Origin of the sequence: Haloplanus sp. GDY1, from assembly GCF_023703775.1 — an archaeon.
In the GTDB taxonomy this organism is placed as follows: domain Archaea; phylum Halobacteriota; class Halobacteria; order Halobacteriales; family Haloferacaceae; genus Haloplanus; species Haloplanus halophilus.
Genome location: NZ_CP098517.1, coordinates 57,293 through 78,813, shown reverse-complemented (window position 1 = coordinate 78,813; position 21,521 = coordinate 57,293). Strand labels below are relative to the sequence as shown.

20 protein-coding genes are annotated in these 21,521 nt (G+C 57.6%); 6 read left to right on the top strand and 14 right to left on the bottom strand.

Features of this window, described 5'->3' with window-relative positions; all coding sequences use genetic code 11:
* Positions 1 to 63 precede the first annotated feature (63 nt).
* Positions 64 to 1,122, bottom strand: coding sequence for a hypothetical protein (locus NBT67_RS17890; protein WP_251344691.1), 1,059 nt, complete (start codon positions 1,120 to 1,122; stop codon positions 64 to 66).
* A gap of 344 nt (positions 1,123 to 1,466) precedes the next feature.
* Here NBT67_RS17890 and NBT67_RS17885 point away from each other — a divergent pair, with 344 nt between their 5' ends.
* Positions 1,467 to 3,632, top strand: a complete 2,166-nt coding sequence (locus NBT67_RS17885; RefSeq protein WP_251344690.1) for a type B DNA-directed DNA polymerase — start codon at positions 1,467 to 1,469, stop codon at positions 3,630 to 3,632.
* A 760-nt stretch (positions 3,633 to 4,392) separates the two neighbouring features.
* Positions 4,393 to 5,739, top strand: coding sequence for a Cdc6/Cdc18 family protein (locus NBT67_RS17880; RefSeq protein WP_170084373.1), 1,347 nt, complete (start codon positions 4,393 to 4,395; stop codon positions 5,737 to 5,739).
* A gap of 286 nt (positions 5,740 to 6,025) precedes the next feature.
* Here NBT67_RS17880 and NBT67_RS17875 read toward each other — a convergent pair whose 3' ends face one another.
* Positions 6,026 to 6,349 (bottom strand): DUF6788 family protein, encoded by a 324-nt coding sequence (locus NBT67_RS17875; protein WP_251344689.1) that lies wholly within the window; start codon positions 6,347 to 6,349, stop codon positions 6,026 to 6,028.
* Positions 6,350 to 6,487: 138 nt separating this feature from the next.
* Between NBT67_RS17875 and NBT67_RS17870 the strand changes: the two genes are divergently transcribed.
* Both NBT67_RS17870 and NBT67_RS17865 read left to right on the top strand, forming a co-directional pair.
* A complete protein-coding gene (locus NBT67_RS17870; RefSeq protein WP_251344688.1) occupies positions 6,488 to 7,414 on the top strand; it encodes a helix-turn-helix transcriptional regulator in 927 nt (308 codons plus the stop codon).
* The gene (locus NBT67_RS17865) at positions 7,411 to 8,214 is read left to right on the top strand and encodes a DUF6036 family nucleotidyltransferase (protein ID WP_251344687.1); all 804 of its coding nucleotides are present in this window, start codon (positions 7,411 to 7,413) and stop codon (positions 8,212 to 8,214) included. Before NBT67_RS17870 ends, NBT67_RS17865 begins: the two co-directional genes overlap by 4 nt.
* Before the next feature lie 11 nt (positions 8,215 to 8,225).
* Here the strand turns inward: NBT67_RS17865 and NBT67_RS17860 are convergent, their stop codons facing one another.
* The 8 genes from NBT67_RS17860 to NBT67_RS17825 form a co-directional block, all read right to left on the bottom strand.
* Complete coding sequence (locus NBT67_RS17860; protein ID WP_251344686.1) at positions 8,226 to 9,041, bottom strand: hypothetical protein; 816 nt, start codon at positions 9,039 to 9,041, stop codon at positions 8,226 to 8,228.
* Positions 9,042 to 9,138: 97 nt separating this feature from the next.
* The gene (locus tag NBT67_RS17855; protein ID WP_251344685.1) at positions 9,139 to 10,077 is read right to left on the bottom strand and encodes an ArdC-like ssDNA-binding domain-containing protein; all 939 of its coding nucleotides are present in this window, start codon (positions 10,075 to 10,077) and stop codon (positions 9,139 to 9,141) included.
* Between the two features lie 87 nt (positions 10,078 to 10,164).
* Positions 10,165 to 10,512: a DUF8013 domain-containing protein gene (locus NBT67_RS17850; RefSeq protein ID WP_251344684.1), complete on the bottom strand. Its 348-nt coding sequence runs from the start codon at positions 10,510 to 10,512 to the stop codon at positions 10,165 to 10,167.
* 140 nt (positions 10,513 to 10,652) lie between these two features.
* Complete coding sequence (locus NBT67_RS17845; RefSeq protein WP_251344683.1) at positions 10,653 to 11,870, bottom strand: homing endonuclease associated repeat-containing protein; 1,218 nt, start codon at positions 11,868 to 11,870, stop codon at positions 10,653 to 10,655.
* A gap of 93 nt (positions 11,871 to 11,963) precedes the next feature.
* Complete coding sequence (locus NBT67_RS17840) at positions 11,964 to 13,724, bottom strand: sensor histidine kinase (protein WP_343218042.1); 1,761 nt, start codon at positions 13,722 to 13,724, stop codon at positions 11,964 to 11,966.
* 212 nt (positions 13,725 to 13,936) lie between these two features.
* A complete protein-coding gene (locus tag NBT67_RS17835) occupies positions 13,937 to 14,158 on the bottom strand; it encodes a DUF8129 domain-containing protein (RefSeq protein WP_049983752.1) in 222 nt (73 codons plus the stop codon).
* A 139-nt stretch (positions 14,159 to 14,297) separates the two neighbouring features.
* Positions 14,298 to 14,609 (bottom strand): hypothetical protein, encoded by a 312-nt coding sequence (locus tag NBT67_RS17830; RefSeq protein WP_054584773.1) that lies wholly within the window; start codon positions 14,607 to 14,609, stop codon positions 14,298 to 14,300.
* Positions 14,610 to 14,706: 97 nt separating this feature from the next.
* Positions 14,707 to 15,864, bottom strand: a complete 1,158-nt coding sequence (locus NBT67_RS17825) for a hypothetical protein (protein ID WP_251344682.1) — start codon at positions 15,862 to 15,864, stop codon at positions 14,707 to 14,709.
* 234 nt (positions 15,865 to 16,098) lie between these two features.
* On the opposite strand from NBT67_RS17825, the gene NBT67_RS17820 reads away from it, so the two are divergent.
* Positions 16,099 to 16,314: a hypothetical protein gene (locus tag NBT67_RS17820; protein WP_251344681.1), complete on the top strand. Its 216-nt coding sequence runs from the start codon at positions 16,099 to 16,101 to the stop codon at positions 16,312 to 16,314.
* Between the two features lie 615 nt (positions 16,315 to 16,929).
* Here NBT67_RS17820 and NBT67_RS17815 read toward each other — a convergent pair.
* The 4 genes from NBT67_RS17815 to NBT67_RS17805 all read right to left on the bottom strand — a co-directional run bounded on the left by NBT67_RS17815 (position 16,930) and on the right by NBT67_RS17805 (position 19,842).
* Positions 16,930 to 17,097: a DUF7987 family protein gene (locus tag NBT67_RS17815; RefSeq protein ID WP_251344680.1), complete on the bottom strand. Its 168-nt coding sequence runs from the start codon at positions 17,095 to 17,097 to the stop codon at positions 16,930 to 16,932.
* A gap of 774 nt (positions 17,098 to 17,871) precedes the next feature.
* Positions 17,872 to 18,696: a homing endonuclease associated repeat-containing protein gene (locus NBT67_RS17810; RefSeq protein ID WP_251344679.1), complete on the bottom strand. Its 825-nt coding sequence runs from the start codon at positions 18,694 to 18,696 to the stop codon at positions 17,872 to 17,874.
* A gap of 331 nt (positions 18,697 to 19,027) precedes the next feature.
* A complete protein-coding gene (locus NBT67_RS18045) occupies positions 19,028 to 19,156 on the bottom strand; it encodes a hypothetical protein (RefSeq protein WP_256474732.1) in 129 nt (42 codons plus the stop codon).
* Positions 19,156 to 19,842 carry a DUF6166 domain-containing protein gene (locus NBT67_RS17805; protein ID WP_251344678.1) on the bottom strand — a complete coding sequence of 229 codons (687 nt, stop codon included), beginning with the start codon at positions 19,840 to 19,842 and terminating at the stop codon, positions 19,156 to 19,158. The genes NBT67_RS18045 and NBT67_RS17805 overlap by 1 nt, the downstream gene beginning before the upstream one ends.
* 118 nt (positions 19,843 to 19,960) lie before the next feature.
* Here NBT67_RS17805 and NBT67_RS17800 point away from each other — a divergent pair, with 118 nt between their 5' ends.
* Positions 19,961 to 21,328: a restriction endonuclease gene (locus tag NBT67_RS17800; protein WP_251344677.1), complete on the top strand. Its 1,368-nt coding sequence runs from the start codon at positions 19,961 to 19,963 to the stop codon at positions 21,326 to 21,328.
* The last annotated feature ends 193 nt before the right edge of the window (positions 21,329 to 21,521 follow it).

Genomic DNA, 21,521 nt, shown 5'->3' with positions numbered 1-21,521 from the left:
CTACTCATAGACATTGAGCGTCGTATTTGAAGAAATACGTCACAACCGATGTTCGTACTGAAATCACCAGCTAACACTGGCTGTAAGATTCCACGTACTGTTTCGGTTGAAAAGGGGCTTGATGTATGTCGCGGATAATCCCTTGAACTCATACTCCCGGTCCTCAGACAGTCCGTGGTTGTGAGTGAGATCACAGTACAACTCGTCGTAATTTGCTAACACCTCAATATGGTGTTCTGCTTCTGATTTGGACCGATCAGGTCCGCTAAGTTCCGATTTGAGATGAGAAAGGAGATCATCGTTATTCTGTAATGGATTCTCGATAATAAGCCCGTTAACGCTTGGGTCGTCGTAGTTCTCCTCTTCCGTGGTGATTTGTTCGGTAACAACTGGTGTGCTACCTTCTGGTGCGTTGAATCCGGTTCGCGGAAGATCGAACGCCGTGGCATTGAATAGTTCATTAAAGCCAAAAGCGCGAGCCAGTCGTTGATAGAGTGCCCCAGTCACGGGAACGCCTTCTGTGATGAACCGGAGTTCGACATTTGAAAGGAGTTGTTTGTCACGGGATGATCGGGGAAGTTCCGCCCTGATAAGTAAGTATTCGTCTTCGTAGGCGAGGTTGGCGATATAGATGAGGTGTCCATTCTTGTACGTTGGAATTTCCTCATCAGCGAACCTGGCGTGGGCTTCTCTAACAGCCGTGACAAGGTTAGCAGGCCCCCGACCGACGAGTGCCCCACCCAGCTGGTGAACTGTGAACCAAGACGTGCTAAGTCTTCCTACGTTGTGGAGCCTTGCCAATCGGTCTGTGAACTCATCAGCATCCATATCATCCGTCCGTGTTCGGATTTCCATTGAGTTCTCTCCGAGGTGGAAAAACGGATGGAAGGTCACTGAGTCATTGATATCCGGTGAGTCTGTTCCTTGCGTTCGGATAAGTCGTGGCCCAAAATCGTTGTAACCGGGACTTGGAAGAGTGACTTCTCCCCGCTGTTCGGGAAGATCGCGGACTCCGTTCTCAAGGGTCTCAATATACGCTTCCTCGATTGTTTGGTCGGTCTGCTCTGCGTGCTCCTTGATTCTCCCATGGATAGACCACGGAATATCAACATTCGGCCTCATACACCAATACCATACTCCAGATACCAAATAAGTCTTTGGTCTGAATATACCCAAAGTATGATTGGGCAGATAGAGATGACGGCAAAAGGCTCTGATAGCATATAAATCAGATATACGACGATCAAATACGAAGTTTAACCAACAGATGACACCAGCATCCGAATCTGTTGGTTAATACTTGGCTGTGTTCCCGGAAAGCATCCCGGAAAAGAAAGAGTACGCGCAAAACAAGACAAGATCGGATATTAGAGGCGTTTTGCGCCGTTCGGTTGAGACTCGGAAACGACACGCCTCAGCTTATTAGAAACGCAATCGTCCAAATGGCAGAGGCGAAATAGCCACAGATGCCGTTCAGTATCGACTTTCTGGACGACGGCCGCGTCCTGGAGTGGGAGGCAACCGCCGACGGCGCCGTCGCGACCGAGCGCGATGACTACACCCCACGCTTCTACGTCGCCGCTCGCGACCCTGATGCCGACCTCGACCTCACGACGCTCCAATCGGTGTACGACCAGCACCCGGACGTCGTCGCGACCGAGACGGTTGCGCGACGCCCCGGCTTTCGACGGGACGAGGAAGCCGTTCTCGCGGTCGATGTGGGCGACATCGACCGCGTCACCCCACTTGCCCGGCAGGCACGCCAGCTGTCGGCCTATCCAGTCGGGGATCTCGCCTGCTTCAACGTCGACTTCTCGCGAGAGTTCCGGTACTGTCTGGAGACCAGCGCCGATCCGACGCCGGCGAGCGAGCTGTCGACGCTCCGGCTCAGCGTCCCGGTGACCGAAACGAGCAACGACGTCTATGGGGAGCTGTCCGTCGCCGGCGACACCGTCACCGGCTCGTCGACGGATATCTTGACCGCCGTCCAAGGGGCGCTCGAAGCACACGATCCGGACGTCCTGGTCTGCTCGACGAGCGAAATCGTCCCGACCCTGTACGAGATGGCGACGACCGCCGGCGTCGACGACTTCTCGCTAAGTCGGTGGCCGGATGTGGACTACCAGCAGCTCGCGAGCCAGTCGACGTACTCGAGTTACGGCCGCGTCGGTCACTCCCCGGCGCGGTACAACGTGCCCGGCCGGGCGATCATCGACGAGTCGAACACGTTCTTCTACGGGGAGACGAACCTCGACGGCGTCCTCGACCTCGTGTCGCGCTCGAAAAAGCCCGTCCAGGAGCTTGCGTGGGCGTCGATCGGGAACGTGCTCACGGCGATCCAGATCTGCGAGGCCCACGACCGTAGCGTCCTCGTGCCGTGGAACTCCTGGCGCCACGAGTTCTACAAGCCGATGGGAACGCTCCACGACGCCGATCGTGGCGGCTTCATCTTCGCTCCCGAGGTCGGACTCCACGAGAACGTCCACGAACTCGACTTCTCCTCGTTGTATCCCAACATCATCTGTACCCGGAACGTTTCGCCGGACGTCATCCGGTGTAGCTGTCACAGCGACCGCGACGACGTCCCCGGCCTCGGGTACTCAATCTGCGACGACCGGGGCTACCTCGTCGACGTCCTCCAGCCGATCATCGACGCCCGCGACGAGATCAAGGCGGCCATCCGTCGCGAGAAGGAACGGGACGACCCCGACGAGGAACGACTGGCGGAACTCGAGGGGCGGTCGGGAGCGCTGAAGTGGATCCTCGTCGCCTGCTTTGGCTATCAGGGGTTCAGCAATGCGAAGTTCGGCCGCATCGAGTGCCACGAAGCAATCAACGCGTTCGCTCGTGAGATTCTGTTGACGGCGAAACAGCGGTTGGAAGCCGGCGGCTGGCGGGTCGTCCACGGGATCGTCGACTCCATCTGGGTGACCCCGGACCCCGACGTCGACGACGAGGACCGCGGGGACCTCGAGACGCTCGCGACGGAGATCACGGAGCGTGTCGAGATTCGGCTGGAACACGAAGCTCACTACGACTGGGTGGCGTTTGTGCCGCAGCGCGAGAGCGACGCCGGCGCACTGACGAAGTACTTCGGGAAGGTCGCCGGCGACGACGACTTCAAGATCAGAGGGATCGAAGCGCGGCAGCGCTCGACGCCACTCTTCATCGAAAGAGTTCAGCGAGAGTGCCTCAAGCGATTCGATGCGACTCGGTCACCGGACGCGGTGCTCGGACGTCTCCAGGATGCAATCGACCAGCTACACGCTGGTCAGGTCCCGATTGAGCAGCTCGTCGAACGGAATCGTGTATCCAAACCACTCGAAGGCTACACACAAAACACGCAGAACGTGGCGGCGCTGAAGCGCGCTCGTGACCAGAACCTCGCCGTCCATCCGGGACAGGACATCGAGTACGTGGTCGTCGACGATGGGAAGACCTCGCGAGAGCGGGTCGCATTGGCTCACGAGGAAGTCGAGATGTACGATCCGGACTACTACGAGACGGAACTCATCAGAGCTGTCGAGAGCGTTCTCTCACCGTTAGGCTGGACCCGATCAGACCTCCGTCGGGAGCTCTCGGAGACACGGATGCCAGAGCTGACAGCGTTCACGGAGTCGAAGGAAAATTAACCAACATAAATCCGATTGGCCGGAGAACGTTGGTTAATCACCGAAAAGACAAGTCGTGAACCCCCACACCCCGTGTGCGATATGAAATCAGAAGAACGGTGGGAGGGGGTGATCACGGAGAGCTGCGTCGAAAGTGCCGTATTGGCTGATTTTACGGGATAGAGAAGACGAGAAGGCACAACTGACGAGGGCTATGTTTCAGGGAAACCTTTACATAGCCACTCTGTCAACCCGAACCGTAGTGGCACTAATGTCGGTCGAAACGAAACAGTATGTTTCGTGACAAGACCGCGTTCTTCGACGAGTTGCTCGGAACGTTTTCTGGCCTGTTCCTCCGTTATCTCGGCTGATCGTGGCTTATCTCTCCGATATTGGGTGATCGCCAGCGCTACTCCGGCCACACCTCTTCGATAAATTCATCTCGCACACGGGGTGTGGGGGCGGGTTACCGTGAGTTTTCCACCTCCCATCGACCTCGTCGATCTCATTCGGCCCATAATTCCGTCCAGTGTTTCATCTCGCACACGGGGGGTAGGCCCATCGACGCTTGCTATCTCTGACGAAACGGCGGTCGCTATCCTCGACGTGTACCTGATTTCACTTCGCACACGGAGGGTCTCTTCGAGCAATTGATTTCGCCCGCGGTTCGTGGTCTTAATCGCACACCCTCTTTGAAACTGCCTCTATCGGCTGAATACAGCTGATTTAACCTCGCACACGGTACCCATATTTATTTATAGTCTCGACCTAATCGGCAAACATGGCTGACGGCGACGATCAACAATCCCTCTCACAATCTATCAAAGGCCGTCTTCAGGAGGGCGTTCAGAATTCTGTTTTTCAGGATAAGGGGTTGCTCGATCCCGACGCTGTCATCGACGAGGACCGGATTGTCGGTCGCGATGACCAGCTGGATGACATCATCACCTATCTTCGGCCGGCGTTGCAAGGAAACCGACCGCCCAATATGCTTCTCTACGGGCCGTCGGGCACTGGGAAATCGCTCATCATTAACGCAGTCTGTCAGCAGGTTCTCGAACTCGCGAACTCACAAGGGGACCGGTTCGGTGTCATCAAAATCAACTGCCAGACAATCAAATCGCACGACCGCGCTGTCTATCGCTTGGCGAAAAATGCAGCGCACGAAGCCGGCGTCGATGTCGGCATACCGCAGAGCGGTATCTCGACGGATCAGAAGCTCAATCGATTCTACGAAATTCTGAGCAACAATTTCGACTCGGTCATCATCATCCTCGACGAGGTCGATCTTCTAGTCGGCCGGCAGCGAGATCCGAACGATGAGCCGGCGTATTCGAAACTGCTCTACCAGCTGTCGCGAGCGTCACAGCTCGGTCGCATCGAGGGGCACGTTTCCGTCGCTGCGCTCACGAACGATCCCCGGTTTATGGAAGATCTGGACGGCCGGGCCGAGAGTTCATTCAATCCGCAGGATGTTGTCTTCCCCGACTACGACGCGAACCAGTTGCAGTCGATTCTCGAGCGACGTCGTGATGCATACCAAGACGATGTTCTAGAGGACGGCATCATTCCTCTCAGTGCCGCGTTCGCCGCCCAAGACCACGGTGATGCGCGCAAGGCAATTGATCTGTTCAGGAAAGCCGGTGAGATAGCGGACCGAGCCGGCGAAGACACGATTCGTGAAGAGCACGTTCGCGACGCCCAGGAAGAAGCCGAACGCGACCGGACGTTAACTCAGATGCAGGGGCTCTCGACGCAAAAGAAGCTCTCGCTGTACGCTACTGCAATCGTCCCAGTCCACTCCAAACGAAACCTGAACGCTGTTCCTAGCACGGTTGCATACCGCGTATATCAGTATCTCACCGATCTCCTCGATGCCGACGAGAAGTCACGAGACTCCTACCTACGATATATGAGTGAGGCCGAGACCTACAACTTCGTCACATCGGAGAAACGAGGACGAGGCTACGGAAGTGGTGTCCACAAGGAGTACACCTTTGTCGACGACCCAGAAGTAGTCGCTGAGACGCTTCAAGCCGATATTCGGCTCGAAGAAGTGGAACACGACGAAGATTTGATCCGGTCCGTTGTCAACGCGCAGATAGAGGATTTCTTCGAGGGTAACTAACTCGAAGAGTCCTCGACGCCGGCGTCGGATTCATTTCGCACACGGGGTGTGGCTCCGACGGAATAGTAGTCAATTTTACTATAACTGTCTGACAAGGGTACGCAAGATTTCACTTCGCACACGGGGTGTCGTCCACCGCGATCTATCATTCGATTCATCTCTCACACGGGGCGTCCGTCGATGAGAGTCAATTCATCTTGCACACGGAGGGTGCCGACTCGATGCCTTCTGCCAATTCATCTCGCACACGGGGGGTAGTCCCTTCGAAACCTCGCCGGATACCCTCCTACTCGTCGGGATTGACTGGCCCCTTATACTTGGATTTGATTTTGTCTCCTTCCCTCCACTGCCAGTAGTAATACCGGTTATCATTGATCTCCTTGATCGTGATTGTCGCCTTCGTCGGGACGTCGTCCGGGAGATCATCGGGGCGGTCCTCGATGTCGGCGTCGTCTGATTCTTCTTCGAGCCGAGTTTTCCGTTCCTTGTGCTCGGCGAGCGCTTCAGCGTACGTCGCAACGTCTCGGAGCTGCTCCGGGTCTGACTCGTTGAGCGTGTTGACGATCTCCGTCGGGAGGTTCGCCGGTGGGGTCGGGGGTTCGTAGGACATCGGCTACTCTCGTGTTAACCAACACGACCCGGGAATCCATAGTTTTGTTGGTTAAATCGGTGGAGAGGGTTCTCGCACCTGCTGGATGTAACACTACTCGAAACTTCTTTATATACAAGTTTCGTACTATGTTACATCGTGCTCCGGCGCATCGAACTCGAGGTCCTCGCCACGGTCGACCGCGGCGACACGATCTCCGAACTCGCGACGAAACTCGACCACAGCGAGAGCTACCTCTCTCGTGCCGTCGGCGACCTCGTCGAGAAAGGGCTTGTCTACACGGAACGCGATGGCCGGCGAAAACGAGTCGTCCCGTCGGATGCCCGCGCCGTCGAACTCTATCGGGACCTCGTCCGCCAGCACTCCCACATCGAGTTCCCCGAGCTGCTGACCGGGAAGGCACTCGAGGTGCTGTACTACCTCGACCAGCCGCGAACCGTCTCCGAGATCGCCGACCGGAGCGACAACTACCGCAACACGGTCAACCGCGTCCTCAAGCGGTTTCGCGACCGTGGTCTCGTCGGGACGGCCGACGGCCGCTATGACTTCAACGCCGATTTTGACCGCCTCCACGAGTTCGCCCGGGAACTCGCACACCATCTACATCGTCACCGCCTCGAAGCCGTCGCCCCGAAGGGCACGATTCTCTGGGAGGACTACGACGAATTCCTCGCCCAGGCCGACACGGAGATCGACGCGGAGGCGTTCCACGAAACCGGGCTCGCCCGATTCGCGGCCTTCGACCTCCAGTTCCTGCTCACCGGCCACCGTTACTACCGCTACTCCGAGGACCTCGACGCAGTCTCGCCGGCGGAGCTCTGCTGTCACACGCTGGTAATCGACGATGGCAGCCGCCACCGCTCGTACTGTCTCCTTCTCCTCAGCCACGTCGACGTCGACGAGGCGGACCTCCGAGCGCAGGCGGCGAAGTATGGCCTCGAAGACGAAATCGACGCCTTGCTTCGCTACCTCGAGACGCACGGCGAGGTTGATGACGAACGGCTCCCGGAGTGGGATGAGTTCCAGGAGCTGGCGGCTGACTACGAGGTGCCACTCCCACAATGAGACCAACATTCGGACGCGAGTACATCGAGAACGAATTCCAGCGCATCGGAGACGGCCTATCTGAACCGCTCACGGTCTACCTGATCGGTGGTGGCGCGATGTCGCTGCGCGACCTCAAGGGGGCGACGAAAGATATCGACCTGGTCGTCCCGGATGGCGACGCGTACGGCAAGCTGTGGGCCGTCCTGATGGATCTCGGGTATGCGGAGGTCCAGTCGCTAGATCCAGATTATCGGGCGCTGGGGGCGACGAGTTGCGTCGAGAACGACGATGGGTGTCGCCTCGACATTTTCAATCAGCAGGTCGCGAACAAGCTCGTGCTCACCGACGGGATGCAAGAGCGCAGTGAGCCGTTCCTCAACCTGGATCGACTGACGGTCCGGCTGGTCAGCAACGAGGATATCTTCCTGTTCAAGGCGATCGCCGGCCGCGACGACGACATCGAGGACATGAATATGCTCGTGCAGGCCGGCCTCGATTACGACGTCGTCCGGATTGAACTCGAAGCCCAGATCGAACGCCTGGGGGACGATCAGTTCGCCACGTTCGCGAACGAGGCCCTGGTTGAACTCGAGGAGCGATACGGGGTGACCACGCCGATCGAGGGCCGCGTCCAAGAGCTCACGAACAGGTACTACCGGGGGCTCGAAGTCCTCCAGGCACTCGATGAACCGATGACGGTCGACGAACTGGCCGTCGAACTGGAGCTGGATACCGACGAGGTTCACGACCGGATCGCGTATCTCTCAACGTTCGACCGGGCCCAACGAGATGGCGACACGGTCCGTCCCGTGGAGTAGTCCGGTCACGACTACGGGGAAGGGAGGCGGCCGTCTGGACGGGGAACGCGGCCCCGTTTGATCTCGTGATCGACGCGACGCAGATGCTTGCAGCCGCCTTCGGGTGAACGTTGCTGCCAGTCGTGACAGGTACACGATTCGTCGATGACGTCGACTTCGTACCTGTTGCCGGACGCGGACTGCACCTCGTAGCGGCCACCCTTCGAGAGGAGCGAGACGTCCATCGCTTCGGCGACGGCACGCTTCGTGCGGGGCTCGAGATCATCCTTCGACTGTGCGTTCTCGTCGACGACCAGTCGGTCGCGAACGTCGCCCGTTCGGCCACCGTCGGGAGCGACGGCTTCCGCAGGGCCACTGCGCCGCTCGTGGAGCACTTCCTCCACTGGATGGCCTTCCGGCCACAGGTAGTGGACTTCGCGGCGCTCGCGATGGTCGTAGGAGCCGCACGCGGCTGCGCACCCAGTCCAGACGCGCCAGGCACCGAGCGCGCCCATCACGTCGACGATGGCGCGGGGAACCGTCTGGTGGTCGTCCGGGAAGAACACCCGAAAACGGGTACACGCCTCCTGTGGCGGGACACTCTCCCACCAGTCTTCGCTGGAGCCCCAGCTATCGAACATCGCGTCGTCGCTCCCGTAGCCGACGGTCACGCCGTCGATCGGCGTCCAGTCTGCCGGGAGGTGATCCGCCTCGCCTTCGAACACCCGAAGAACGGCGTATCGGAGGTACTCGTGGGCTTGGTTGTCTGTCGTTCGAGCGACCTGGTCGTGCTGCTCGGCAACGTGCTCGGCTTCCTCGAGGACCGTTGTGAGATAGTCGTCAGTCATGGTTCGCGGAGGTCAGAATGCGCCTCCGTCCCTCTGCGGGCGCAGAAAACTTAACCAACGAAAAGGGGAGATCCGGACAATTTGTTTGTTAACCGATTTAGGGAGCAGGCGGCTCTTTGAGCAAATCGATGAGTTCCTCTGCCGTCCGACTGATCCGTCCGAGCCGCTCGCGAACGACATCGGGATCGTCCGACTCCCAGGCTGCGAGGTAGAATGCCGACCCACTGGTGTCGAGTCCGCAGTACCGGCCGACGACGTACGCGACGGCTTCGGCCTCGACTTCGCGTTTCGACCGCTCGGTGTCGTCGTCGACGTCGAAGTGGAGCAGGGCGTGGGCGTACTCGTGAACCAGCGTCCGGGCGAGATCGGCCTCGTTCTCCCGATCACGCACCTCGACACGCGGCTGCATATCGACGAGACTCATCTGCTCGCAGATGCCCTTCGCCTCGCCGTGCGTCCACTCCTCGGCTGGAACGATTCGCACCGTCACGCCGAGGTCGTCAGCGGCGGCAGTCAACTGTTCGACGAGGTCGCCGGCGTCGCCGGTCGCTTCCGTGTCCAGATCGGGAAGCGGCTCGCCCTCGGTCTGGGAGACATCGAACACCGGCGCGGGCTTGAATCCGACGAGGCCCTCGGACCACTCCTCGGGCGACGTCTCGTCGTACTCACAGTTACTGTCCTCGTGGTAGCTCGGCGAGTTCTCGCACTCCGGGCACTGCTTGGTGATGATCGGTGCCCAGATCCAGATGGCCGACTCGCCTTCCTGGACGTGACGGTCGAACTCCTCCTGCCACGTCCGGTAGCCCGCCACCCGGCTCGCCTCGGGACACTGCCGCTTGATGAGGAGCGTGTTCCGGTAGGAGTAGTCGTGGAAGCGACTCTGGACGTCGAGCCACTCTTGGAACTCCTCACTCGCCTGCGCGTCGTCGACGCCGGCGACGAGGTCGTCGATCCACTGTTCGATGGTACTGTTCATCTCGTCCGATCGCGTGTCGGTCTGGTCGAAGGAGACCGACGAATCACTGGTCGTAGACATCGTGATCACCGAATCGAATTAACGGCAACTGCATCTCCTCAGACCGCGCCGCACCCCTCAGGGGCGTTCAAAAAACCGCTCTGTCGGTCAGCGGAGCTCGTGGCGTTCGTCCGCAAAGCCAACCGAGACGAGGTACTCGAGGAACTCGTCGAACCGCTCGACGTCACTGGGCGTGTCGGTCGCAAGATGACGCGCCCACTCGATGGCCCACTGGAAGGCGGGATCTGTGCCGCCCTTGCCGTGAATGTACCACCACCGGGCCGCCTTGAGAACCACTATGGGATTCGTCGGCGGCTGCTCACCGGCGAGCCCACGGGTGATGGACTCGATTTCGTCGGGGACGTCGGCGGAATCGACCTCCGCTGATTGCGTGTTGTCGATATCGACCGGGATCTTGTCGATCGAGACGTTGTCAGGACGCTGTTGTTGACTCACTGGAAGTCACCTCTGAGAGCTTTCGAAGGAGCCCTCGCCCTCTCGGGGGGCACAATAAACAGGTCGCGAAATCACGCCGACGAGAGGTAGACGCTCTGCTCGCCGGCGATTTCTATGTGCTGAACGTGGAACCTCGCTTGTTAGTCAACTACTGGTTGGACTGGCAGCCGTTCGAGGCGGCGATGGCACGGGATACAGAGAGTCAGCAGGTTACACGGCACATCTGCATCGTCGACCGACTGGTCTGGGTCGTTGTAGAACCGGCGTCGAGGAATCCGGTGGTGAACCGGGAGATCACGTCCGAACTTCTCGCGGTGAGCTTCGCGGTCCATACCGCAGCGCAGGCAGGACTCGTTGTCACGGGTGATGATCTCCTCACGAATCTGTGGCCAGTTCGAGCCAAACGGAACTGTCTCAGTATCTGACTGACGGTAGTTTTCTAGATAGTCCGGGTCGGCCGATTGAAGGGCTGTTCGCCACGTTCCGAATTCACGCTGATAAGGGTTGATGGTGAAATTCCCGTGTTCGTTCATTTCCGTCGTTGTCGGTGGATGGCCCAGATCATCCGTAACAGCCCGCAATTCGGCTAATAACTCCTCCCGTGGGATTCGCCACCGCTCATTCGGCTCGAAGCCGGCAGCTCGGAGAGCTTCATTCCACGAACCGAATTGTTCCTGATAGACTGCTGCACTCCAATTCCCTTGATTCCGCATCTCATCCTTCCGAGGGACATGACCTAGATCTTCGGCGAGACTGTTGAGTTCCGATATCAGATCATCTTCGCTAACATTCCACACGGAGTGGACTTCCAACCCAGCCTGTCGAAGAGTACGATTCCAGGTTCCAAACGCTCGCTTGTACGAATCCGAGGTGTAGGGGCCACTCCGGTCCATCTCATCTGTTGTGGGCGACCGACCTAGATTTTCAGCGAACCCCTGTAAGGCAGTAATGAGTGTCTCTTCGGAGAGGTTCATTTCGACGTTCGGTTCAAAACCGGCCGCTCGTAGTGCTGAATTCCACCCTCCAAATCGCTTGCAGTATGTCTTTACCGAATACTCGCCGTGAGTACTGTATTCTCGCTCTGACGGAGTTCCCCCTACGATGTCGGCAACCGATTTGAGATCAGTAAGGAGGTCCTCTTCGGGGGTCAGTGGTCGTCCGTTTGGATCGTTCGTTCCGGTTTGAAGTCCGGCTGCCTCGAGTGCGTTATTCCACGACTCGAACCGATTCCCGTACGTCTTCGAAGCATGAGGCCCCGAATCGTCCATCTCACTCTGCGACGGGGGACGACCGAGTTCCTCAGCGAACTTCTGGAGCCGATTGAGGAGTTCATCGTCTGAGTACAGCTTCTTGCCCATGATTTCTGAGAGGATTGAGTCACTCAGTTTGGTCCCGACTCGGTATTTGAATGTCCGCACTCACTCATTCCGGATATTGATCGGAACGGCGACTCAAGGGGCGATTCTCGCGAGCCGGATGGCAGCCACCTCCACTTTTTGGAAGCGAGGGCCGCCGACTAGGTTATACTGAAATTCAGTACTAAGACGTCTTATTCGACGGTTTATAATAGGTAGTTCGACGACAAAGACTGAACCAGTTGGGTCGTTGTCCTCGACCCACACGTCACCACCGAATTGGTCAGTCAGGAGATGGACGAGATATAGACCAATCCCCGATCCTGGACTGTCCAATCCTTTCTCCCCTTTCCCGAAGATTTGTTCTTTCTGTTGGTCAGGGATGCCAGGTCCATTATCTGCAATCCGGTACCGGATAGTCTCTGAGTTCTCTTCACAGGAGACGGTGATCTCAGGGGTCTCTTTGTCGTTGTGTCGGACCGCATTCTCGAGGATGTTCCGGAAAACCGAAGAGAGCATCTCGTTTGCCTGTACCGATACGTCGCAGAGTTCACCCGATACGTGAAACTGCGCGTTCGGGAACGAATCACGTACTGCAGCGAGCTCAGCGTCAAGAAGTGGCTGAAGGTGGATTTCTTCTAATTCAGCTGTTCCTTCTTCCGAGAGCGATTCAACGAACTCACGTGCGACCTCTGTGAACTGAATTACGTGCCGGGACTTCTGTAACACTCGGTCCAGAGCGTCTTCCCCATCTTCATCGATATGGTCTTTGAGGATCTCGGCCCATCCGAGAATCACGGTCATATCGTTCCGGATATCGTGCCGAACCACGCGATTTAGAGCCTCGAGTTGTTCGGTTTTCTCTTCGAGCCGCTGTCGGTATGACTCGCGTTCAGTTACGTCGGTAACCGTCACTAGTTGCCCGGTCGTTACCTCACCTGCTAAGAAAGGTGTGCTCGACACATCGTAATACCGGGTATCACCATCCTGCGTTATTGCCAGGATATCTTGCTTGGTGAGATGATCCGCGAGTGCTGTATTCACAGCTTCAAGCGGTTCGCCAAACGAATCCTCAAGGGCTGGAAAGAGCTTGCGAGCCGCTTGATTATAATCCTGGATTCGGGTTTCTTGGTCGAGGAAGATTGCGGGTTTATCTGACTCTCCGGTTAATCGGATTGCCTCAAACCGCTGTCTGTAGAAGAAGAGCGTTCCAACGGCGAAGAGGGCGACGCCAGGTGGCTCATACATTAATGGGAGCAGCCAGTCGACCTGACCGCCGATAATCGTTGCAACAGCTGGGAGGCCTGAGAGTCCAACGAGCACGACGAGCGGACGGCTGTCACTGCCAGTATGATGGAACCGCTCCATCAGTACGAAGAATCCGACAGCGATGGCGGCATATGATAGTCCCAAGACGATCCAGTAGAGCAGTTCGTGATGGATCACGAGGTGCGGGAATGGTTCTGTGACCCATTCCGTCGTAAAGTAGAGATTGTGTAGTGGATTCGTGACTTTGAGAGCGGTGAAAAAGAGGAATGTCCCGAGTATGAGGTTTCGGAATGGGGCGTGTCGAGGTGGCCGACCGGTATATGCAGCACAAAAGTAGAGCCAGGCCCCAACAGCGACGAACGCAAAGATGAAGCCAAATATATAGAAAGCGAGTTTCCCCACCCGTGTCGGTGCAAGAAGGTAGCCAATGTACCCCCCAGACCACAGAGCAACGGAACCGAGGAAGACGATCAGTCCTTCACGTGTCTCCGGATGCTGTATCTTCCGTGCTTGTGGAATAGTCGCCACGCAGGCAATCGCAGATAGTGCGAAAATTATGACGTGGCCTAAAAGGAGGGAATCCATCATCCAGATAAAAGGTTGTTCTCGGGCTGTTAAATAACGGTTTGGAAGAGTGGTCCAACAGAGGGATGTCTGACCATCTTCCGGCCGGTAGGCATCCCTTCTGCCGGTTCCTTCCCAGAATTGACGCCTAACTAATAATGCCCCAACAGTGCTGGTACAGCGAATTAACCAACAATCAGGAAACCCACGCGGAATGTGTTGGTTAAGAACAGAACTTACTCTTCGTTCTCACGCAGCTCTTCAGCCTTCCACTTGAGCCGGCGCAGAATTTGCGTTCGATTCTGGTGGGCGTTCTCGTAGGCAACGCACTCCTGGAGGGTTTCCATATCCGGAATCGTCGCGATCCCTGCCTTGATCAGGCGCGTGTTCGGTGCCTCAAGCCGCTTTTCAGGCGGAAATTCGTCTGACGCCTCTGAGTCGTCTGTAGAAGTACCCATAACGGATGCCTCCACCTATCGAGGGCACGAGCAACAGCAGAGAATTGAAGCAGTAGATCTTGGGAAGGTGCACCCACTGCGAATGAGACCATCAAAATAGAGGCCTTCACGACAGGATTCGAGCTGTCTCGAAGCCCAATCAGGCTTCCGAGGATTCGAGCAAAACGAGGTTCTGAACAGGGTATGGGTTATTCTCGCCGGCGAACTCGTCCTCAGGGACGTAATGCCAGAGGTGGCCGTCTACCTGGTAGAGAAACGACTCGCCGCCTTCTGCTTCAACTCGTACCCGCTTCCCGACATTATCGTCTTCTTCCCAGCCGATCACGGTCAACGGCTCGACGGGCCATTCAAAGAATTTGACCGAGTCACCACGCTCCAACTCTTCAAAAGTCTCTATATCCCCCTGCTGTGGCTCGCGCGCGTCGAGAGTCGGATTATGCTCAATAGACATGGTCTCTGGGTACGCCCCTACTCACTTAATACTGTCAGCAGTGGATTCCAGCCGCTAGAATGGAAGCACGCTTGGCGAATTTTCTCTCCGACTGCTCTTAGCCCATCGCCTCTTGGAACCGCTCGCGCAGCGCGTCCTCGCGTTCTTCGAACTGCTCGACTTTCTCCTGCAGGTCGTCGCTGACGCGCTCGATGCTCGCCAGCGCTCGTTCGCCGGCCAGCGACGCCTGTGACCCGTCGTCACCGTCCGCCTCTAGCTGCTGCTCGTACGCCTGCTCGACGCGCTCGATTGTACCTTCCGGGTTGAACAGAATGTCGTTGGCGATCCGAACGTATTGATCGAGGGATGCCCCCTCTTTCCCCTGGAAGAAGTGGGTGAGAGCGTACGTCGCGCCGGAATGCAGCGTCCACATATCGATTTCGAAGGGGGACGCCGCATTGGCTTCTGCATCGCCGGCGGCACGCTCGGCTAGGTAGTCCGGGAACCCCAGCAGGGTGTAGAACTCCGTGACGGTGAACGGGAGCTCAGAGAAGTCGAGCTCGATGTCCTGGGCGTCCCGGATGAACTCGAAGAGATCGTCGGCGACGAGTTCGACCTGTGCGAGGAGTTCCTCCCACCAGGTGCGGAAGTTCCGCACGTCGCCGACGTGTTTGATGACCTCCTTGTCGGTGAGCGAGCGCATCGTGTTCGAGCAGTAGCCATCCTGGGCGAACCCCTCCACGTAGACGGCGTGCTCGCCGAAGAAGTCGTAGCCCGACGTGACGCCCATCGTGATCGGGTCCGACCGACCGGGAAGGCGCACCTCGAGGCCGTCGAACATGATGTCCATATGGACCTCGCCACCGCCCCGGTAGCGCCGAATCTCGCCGAACATCACCTCGCCCAACGACGTCCCGTCGATGGTCTCCTCGCGGAGGACCTCCTCCAGCGGCCCGTAGACGTCGACCGGGTTGATGATCGAGTACGAGTCAGTCGGGATGTGAAATAGTGACTCCGCCTCAGTGTCACCGTCCGCTTCTGCTTGCAACCGCGACGGCTCGACGATTGCGTTGAAACGCTCCGTTTCGACCCACTCGTCGGTGTACGGATTGCGATAAGCGACTGCTGTGTCGACTGCCTGGGGAAGCTCTCGAATCGCCGCACTGAAGCTAATCGGTTCGGGACCACCGTGTTGCTCGGCGTACCAGTCGGGTAGTTCGGTGTCGGTTCGCCCATCGAGGCCTGCGAAGACCGTAGCTGTCTCTGGGTCTTTCATGGATTCCATCCCACAGGCGCAATGCGTTCCGAACCGCGCCTGCACCCATCGCAGGCGCAAAATAGACACTACGTCACTGACCTCCTGATGTTTCGATCAGCACTGCAAGTCACTGTGGATTCATATCTCCATCAGCAAGCATTAGAACGCCTGAGCCACAAGTAGATTGAACAGTGAAATCATTAGAACAAATACACACAAAATTATAACAGAATAGGCGACCTTACAGTGGATATGGAGGTTCTCGCTTATCTCAGAGATGCGCTTTATCTCGGCTCGATGCTCATACTAAGTGTGGTTATCGTCGGAATTGTCTATTCGCTTTCACAAGGAGAAGGCCCCTTTGAGTTGGTGACTGAAATGGCGACAAACCCGTTCTGGTGGCTTCTCATCGGTGTGTTCCTGTTTATTGTGATGCTCCCCGGCTATCGGAAAGCGAAACGAAACTAATGGGCGGGTATTCTGGGAGTGTTGTGTGGTTCATACGTTTGGCACCACCTCATTGAGCAGGGACGGTACTATGTTCGTTACAGATCACCTATGCTGTGGTAATTTAGATGAAATGTAGCTCGTGCTTGTGACTAATATTGCTACAAGCAGCCGTAGACGGGATTGTAGTGGTAAGTATGGATTTAGAGAGTCCGTGGACTATTGGAGCGATTTTGATCGCTGTTTGGGTCGTAATCTCGGTGACGACGGAAGTATTTTTACTGAATGGCCACTCCCGCGAGGCGTTGGCACGTGGACTCTTTGGAGGAGGTGCCTTCGATGTCGTGTATCTATTCCTACGGTGGCGATACTCCAAGGATGGACTGTGAGTCTCCTACTTTCATTGAGCTGGGCAGAACGTAACGAGAGAAATCAGTCCTGTCGTTGAGTGATATACAAGTGGATGAGCAATCCAGGGATGCCCAAAAACCCTAAGACGACACCACGGAATCGCGGACTCGAGAATCCTCGTTTCTCTGAATCAGAATACACGTAGTACCCGACGGTCGGCCAAAACACGAGGAGGTACAGAGCCATGCGAACAAGCAGGCCATTATACGCTGCCAAGAGGCTCATCTATTCTCCCTGAGCATTATTGATTACTTGAGGGACGATGACACCGACGACGATGACGACCGCAATACTAACCCACGTCGGGAGCGTCGTGAGTGTTGCAACGAGATAGAGGAGGACGAGGGCCAACAGTCCGAATCCGAGGATGACTTGATTTTCACGGGATACCATATCCAGAGTATGAATGGTTGCTGAAATAATCCTGTCGGCGACTCCCATCGATACGTTTTCTCGGCTCTGTTGAAACCCTTTATTGCTGGCATAGCGCCATGCGAGATACAGAGAATGTGTGCAGCACGTGGGGCAGCGTGAATTCACTCCGAAATAGGTCGTCTGTAAAAGACTTATACAGTATCCGAGATTGATTCCGGTATGAAGGATTGGGTTAGGCTCGTAATCGTTGCAGTTGCTGTCTTCGCTGTTCTCGCTGGTATTGGCTCACTCTTTCTTCCACCAGACGTAATTTCGACCGCCCCATTGAATATCGCAGCGCTCGTTATCTGTTGGCCCGTTGCATATTGGTTCGTTTATTATCGAGAAGGGAAGACAGCCTTCGGGTCTGGTGCATAAGCGCCCTGTATGCAGCAGGGCTCTACGATCTAACAGCAACTGAGGGTTTCAACAGAGCTGTTTTCTCCTGACCTGATAGCGTTTCACACCGTCGGATAAAAACAATCATCCTGCAGTGTGACTACTGACAGTCGTGGACTTGGATCCGTTCTGGCAGGCCGACTTTCCCACAGAGCGAACACTCGACGAGTGGTGTCGGTGGGAGGTTCCGATACGCAGCAAGTGCCCTTCGGAGATGGGCTTTCGTCTTCGCCGATTCGGCGATTGTGAGGGCACTGGTGGGGTGCCAGTGGAGTCGTTCTCTGTTCGTGAGATCGTCTGTATTGGGCGTCGGGATGGACTCGTCCGTCACTCGCATTTGAATCACGAGGGAGGTTACCCCTCATCCCCTCGTAGGGGGAGAGCAACACCCTCCGGCCCCCCTCGCTCTGGTGGCCGTGTGGCGTCGACAATCGTATCTAATCGCTGCGGGGCGACGGCTTCCCAGAAGAGATGATGCTTCGAACAGACCGTCACGAGATTCGAGACTCGATTCGCCTGTTCGTGGTCAAACTGCCCATCGGGGCCGACGAAGAACTTCCGCGGGACCAAATGGTGGACAGAGATGTCCTTCCCAACTTGCTCTTGATGATCCGCTTGGGTAATCCCACACCACGGCGTTTGGCACTGGAAGTCATCACGTTCCAATGCTTGCCGCCGTTGCTCCGGCCAATTTGGCCCGTACGGGATCTCTGAACGTTCTTGATAAGACCGTGGTTGTGAGAAGCCAGCTTCGGTGAGTGCCTCTTCCCACCCGCCAAACCGGTGGTCATAGGTCCATCTGTGATACTCCCCAATCCGATCCATCTCCCCGCTCGATGGCGGGCGACCGAGCTGCTCCGCAAGGCGGTCAATTTCATCCAACAGGTCCTGATCGGTGAGTCGGAATTTCCGGTTTGGGGCGTAGCCAGCCTCACGAAGCGCTTCGTTCCAGCTCCCAAATTTGTTCTGACAGACGCGCTGAGAGTACTCCCCGTGCTCACTCATCTCCTTTGCTGTCGGCGGTTTTCCTAATTTGTCTGCGACACGCTGAATATCATCGAGGATTACGTCCGCGTCCGTTACGATCTGGTCGCGACGATGGACCGCGGTTACGTGGCCACCCAACTCGTTGGAGGTCGCAAACGACTCGCCACAGTAGTCACAGATATGGTCGGTCAAAGCTCCGTCACCTCCCTCCGCGGTTCCCCCGTAATGCGTTATAATCTCTTGACCCGCCAACGGCCTGCGGAAGATCACGAACCGCCTCGGCGAAAGTCACGGGGTCTGCATCACCATGGCGCTCTCGATACCACTCGAGTAGTTCGGTGTCGGTACGTCCATCGACGCCAGCGAAGATGGTTCTGGACTCTGGATCTTTCATCTCAGTCACCTCACTTCAGGAAGCCTCGTCAACGTGCGACTGCATCGTCTCGCGCCCTGCGCCCCTCTCTCGGGCGCAAAAACAACGTCTCACGAACTACCATTCGACCTGGAGAGTGTCCTCACATCCTCAGCTGTCTCCGTCGGTGCGCTCCTGTCGGTCGTTGTATCGCTCCAGTTCCCGCCCGATTTTCTCGAGTGCCTCGACACCACGTTCGAGGAGCTTGTGGGTGGCTCGCGCCAGTCGAAGCGTCTCCATCAGTACTCCCCCTCCGGGGATTCGATGAGGTCGTTGCTCTCTTCAGCGAGTTCCCGGATCACCCGTTCTACGTCAGCCTCCTCGGTAACCATCCGATGTGCGAGCGGGGCTGGATATGCTCGGTCACCCTGGCTGCAGAGCACGACCAGCCACTCGTCGCTTCCATCCCCGAGTACGATGTAGTGGTCGCGATCAGCGCGCTGGAAGACCCGCCGGTCCGGGCGAGAGACGGTTCGCCAGTTCTCGGGAAGCGACGGTGACGGCCGTCCGCCGTCCGCGAGCGCGACGACGTCGTCGGTAAGGGTCGCCATCGCGGCGTCGATCTCCTCGCCGGGGAGGTGCCAGCACGCCGCGGCACCGTCGCACTCCAGCTGCGAGACCACCTGATTCCGGAACGCGATGTAGTGCTCACGGGCGAACTGCTCATCGTCGTAGTAGTCGAGGAGGAGCGCGCACGCGAGCTGGGCGGGCCCGCTACCACTATACCCCCACTCGAACCCGCTTGGACTGTGGTTGACGAGGTCCAGACTGCGCTCGAGAGAGAGTCGCCGATGCTCCGAGAGGTTCAGGACGACGGCTTGGCCGTCGACGCGGAAGCCGACGTATTCGACTGTGTCTCGGTGAGACTGACCGGGCGATGCTTCTGGAACCGAGTCCGAACTTGCTACAGGTACATTCCCGTTCATTCGTTGCTCGCGGGCGGTTCGGTGACCCCCGCACCCCTCTCAGGGGTTCAACAAACAGGACGGCGCAGCGTTCGGCAACGTATTTGGCAGTTGCAACGTACTGTCCACATAATTGAGGATGGCTGTACTGGACGATCTCTCGGGGTTCGAGTTCGAGGACGTGATGGAGGACGTGTTCCGAAACCTCGGCTACGAGAACGTCCGCCAGGCCGACCGCACGGCTGACGAGGGTCGCGACGTCATCATGGAGGAGGTCGTCGACGGCACGCGGCGCGCGATCATCGTCGAGTGCAAGCACACGGGGACGGTCGGACGGCCGGTCGTCCAGAAGCTCCACTCCGCCATCGCGACATTCGATTTCGACGGCCCCAAACGCGGAATGGTCGTCACGACCGGCCGGTTCACGAATCCCGCTCAGGAGTACGCCGACCGCCTCCAGCAGAACGACGACCCGCACCCAATCGAGTTGCTCGACGGCGAGGACCTCCGAGAGATCGCCGACGAGATCGGCCTCGACCTCTACAACGGTCGCATCGAGATTCTCTGCGACGAGACCCTGCGCCCGTACGATCCGGCCGCCGACGTCGACGCCGCCGTCGCGGAGGCGTTCCGCGACATCGAGAACATCGAAGCCGCCGACCTCTCAGAACCGCACTCATCGGTGACGTTCCGCCCGGTGGTAGCGGTCACCGCGGACACGAACGCCGTCTTCGAGACGTCGGTGGGCGTCATTCACCGGATCAACGACCGGACGCGATTCGTTGCCCACACCGAACGCGGGCAGCCGCAGGTCGTCGATGAGGACGTCGGGACGCTGGTCACCGAGAACCTCCACGCGACGGTCGACCTCGACACCGCGCAGTTCGGAGAGGTGTTCGACGACGTCGAGGAGCGGCGGTTCGGGCAGACGCAAACGGAGTACAAGGAGTGGGCCGTCGAGCGCCTCCAGCAGCATCACACGACGACGGTCACCTACACCGGCGACAACAACGTCACGTACAACAAGACCTGTGAGCCGAACCGCTCGGACATCTCTGTCCAGTCGATCGAACCAGTGTACCTCCCGGAAGTTCGGCACACTACCGACGTCCAGGAGTACACCTACCCCTACGAGTACTACGCGGCAGGCCCGTCACGAGTGACCGCCGAGGACGGCATCCATCAGTGCGTCCACTGTGACACGAGTGGCGTCACCGAGACGTACACCTACTGTCCGAACTGCGGGGCGATCGCCTGTACCAGCCACACCAAAACGGAGCGGCTGGAAGGCGAACCGGTCTGTACGGGCTGCGCGGTGACGGAACGGTTCGCATTGAAGACGAAGTACTTCTACGACGAGGAGAATCTCGAGGCCTTCCGCGAGGAGTACGCCGCGATGCCGATCCACGAGAAGGTGATGGAGAATAAGCTCCTCACTGCTGGTGGGGGAGTAGTTACGGCTGTTCTACTACTGCTTGGCATCCTCGCACTTGGAGGTGTAATCTGAGTATCGAGGTGTCGAATTGGTTATCGCTCGGCCCAGGTCCGACGGTATTCAATAAAGTCTCGAGGATGTTGATGATCTCTCGCCCACTCTTTTGCTTCGCCAGGTGAATCACACCGCTCAGCGGTTTCGCAGAGGGTACATTTCGCTGTTACCCGAATCACCATTACAGGATTTTCTGTTTCCGGCGGCTCAT

Bases quoted from the DNA above. Each gene is read 5' to 3' on its own strand.
- NBT67_RS17890 (WP_251344691.1), bottom strand. From the start codon at position 1,122: ATGAGGCCGAATGTTGATATTCCGTGGTCTATCCATGGGAGAATCAAG.
- NBT67_RS17885 (WP_251344690.1), top strand. From the start codon at position 1,467: ATGCCGTTCAGTATCGACTTTCTGGACGACGGCCGCGTCCTGGAGTGG.
- NBT67_RS17840 (WP_343218042.1), bottom strand. From the start codon at position 13,724: ATGATGGATTCCCTCCTTTTAGGCCACGTCATAATTTTCGCACTATCT.
- NBT67_RS18045 (WP_256474732.1), bottom strand. From the start codon at position 19,156: ATGGAGACGCTTCGACTGGCGCGAGCCACCCACAAGCTCCTCGAACGT.
- NBT67_RS17805 (WP_251344678.1), bottom strand. From the start codon at position 19,842: ATGAACGGGAATGTACCTGTAGCAAGTTCGGACTCGGTTCCAGAAGCA.
- NBT67_RS17830 (WP_054584773.1), bottom strand. From the start codon at position 14,609: ATGTCTATTGAGCATAATCCGACTCTCGACGCGCGCGAGCCACAGCAG.
- NBT67_RS17815 (WP_251344680.1), bottom strand. From the start codon at position 17,097: ATGGTATCCCGTGAAAATCAAGTCATCCTCGGATTCGGACTGTTGGCC.
- NBT67_RS17880 (WP_170084373.1), top strand. From the start codon at position 4,393: ATGGCTGACGGCGACGATCAACAATCCCTCTCACAATCTATCAAAGGC.
- NBT67_RS17800 (WP_251344677.1), top strand. From the start codon at position 19,961: ATGGCTGTACTGGACGATCTCTCGGGGTTCGAGTTCGAGGACGTGATG.
- NBT67_RS17860 (WP_251344686.1), bottom strand. From the start codon at position 9,041: ATGACTGACGACTATCTCACAACGGTCCTCGAGGAAGCCGAGCACGTT.
- NBT67_RS17855 (WP_251344685.1), bottom strand. From the start codon at position 10,077: ATGTCTACGACCAGTGATTCGTCGGTCTCCTTCGACCAGACCGACACG.
- NBT67_RS17875 (WP_251344689.1), bottom strand. From the start codon at position 6,349: ATGTCCTACGAACCCCCGACCCCACCGGCGAACCTCCCGACGGAGATC.
- NBT67_RS17865 (WP_251344687.1), top strand. From the start codon at position 7,411: ATGAGACCAACATTCGGACGCGAGTACATCGAGAACGAATTCCAGCGC.
- NBT67_RS17825 (WP_251344682.1), bottom strand. From the start codon at position 15,864: ATGAAAGACCCAGAGACAGCTACGGTCTTCGCAGGCCTCGATGGGCGA.
- NBT67_RS17820 (WP_251344681.1), top strand. From the start codon at position 16,099: ATGGAGGTTCTCGCTTATCTCAGAGATGCGCTTTATCTCGGCTCGATG.
- NBT67_RS17835 (WP_049983752.1), bottom strand. From the start codon at position 14,158: ATGGGTACTTCTACAGACGACTCAGAGGCGTCAGACGAATTTCCGCCT.
- NBT67_RS17845 (WP_251344683.1), bottom strand. From the start codon at position 11,870: ATGGGCAAGAAGCTGTACTCAGACGATGAACTCCTCAATCGGCTCCAG.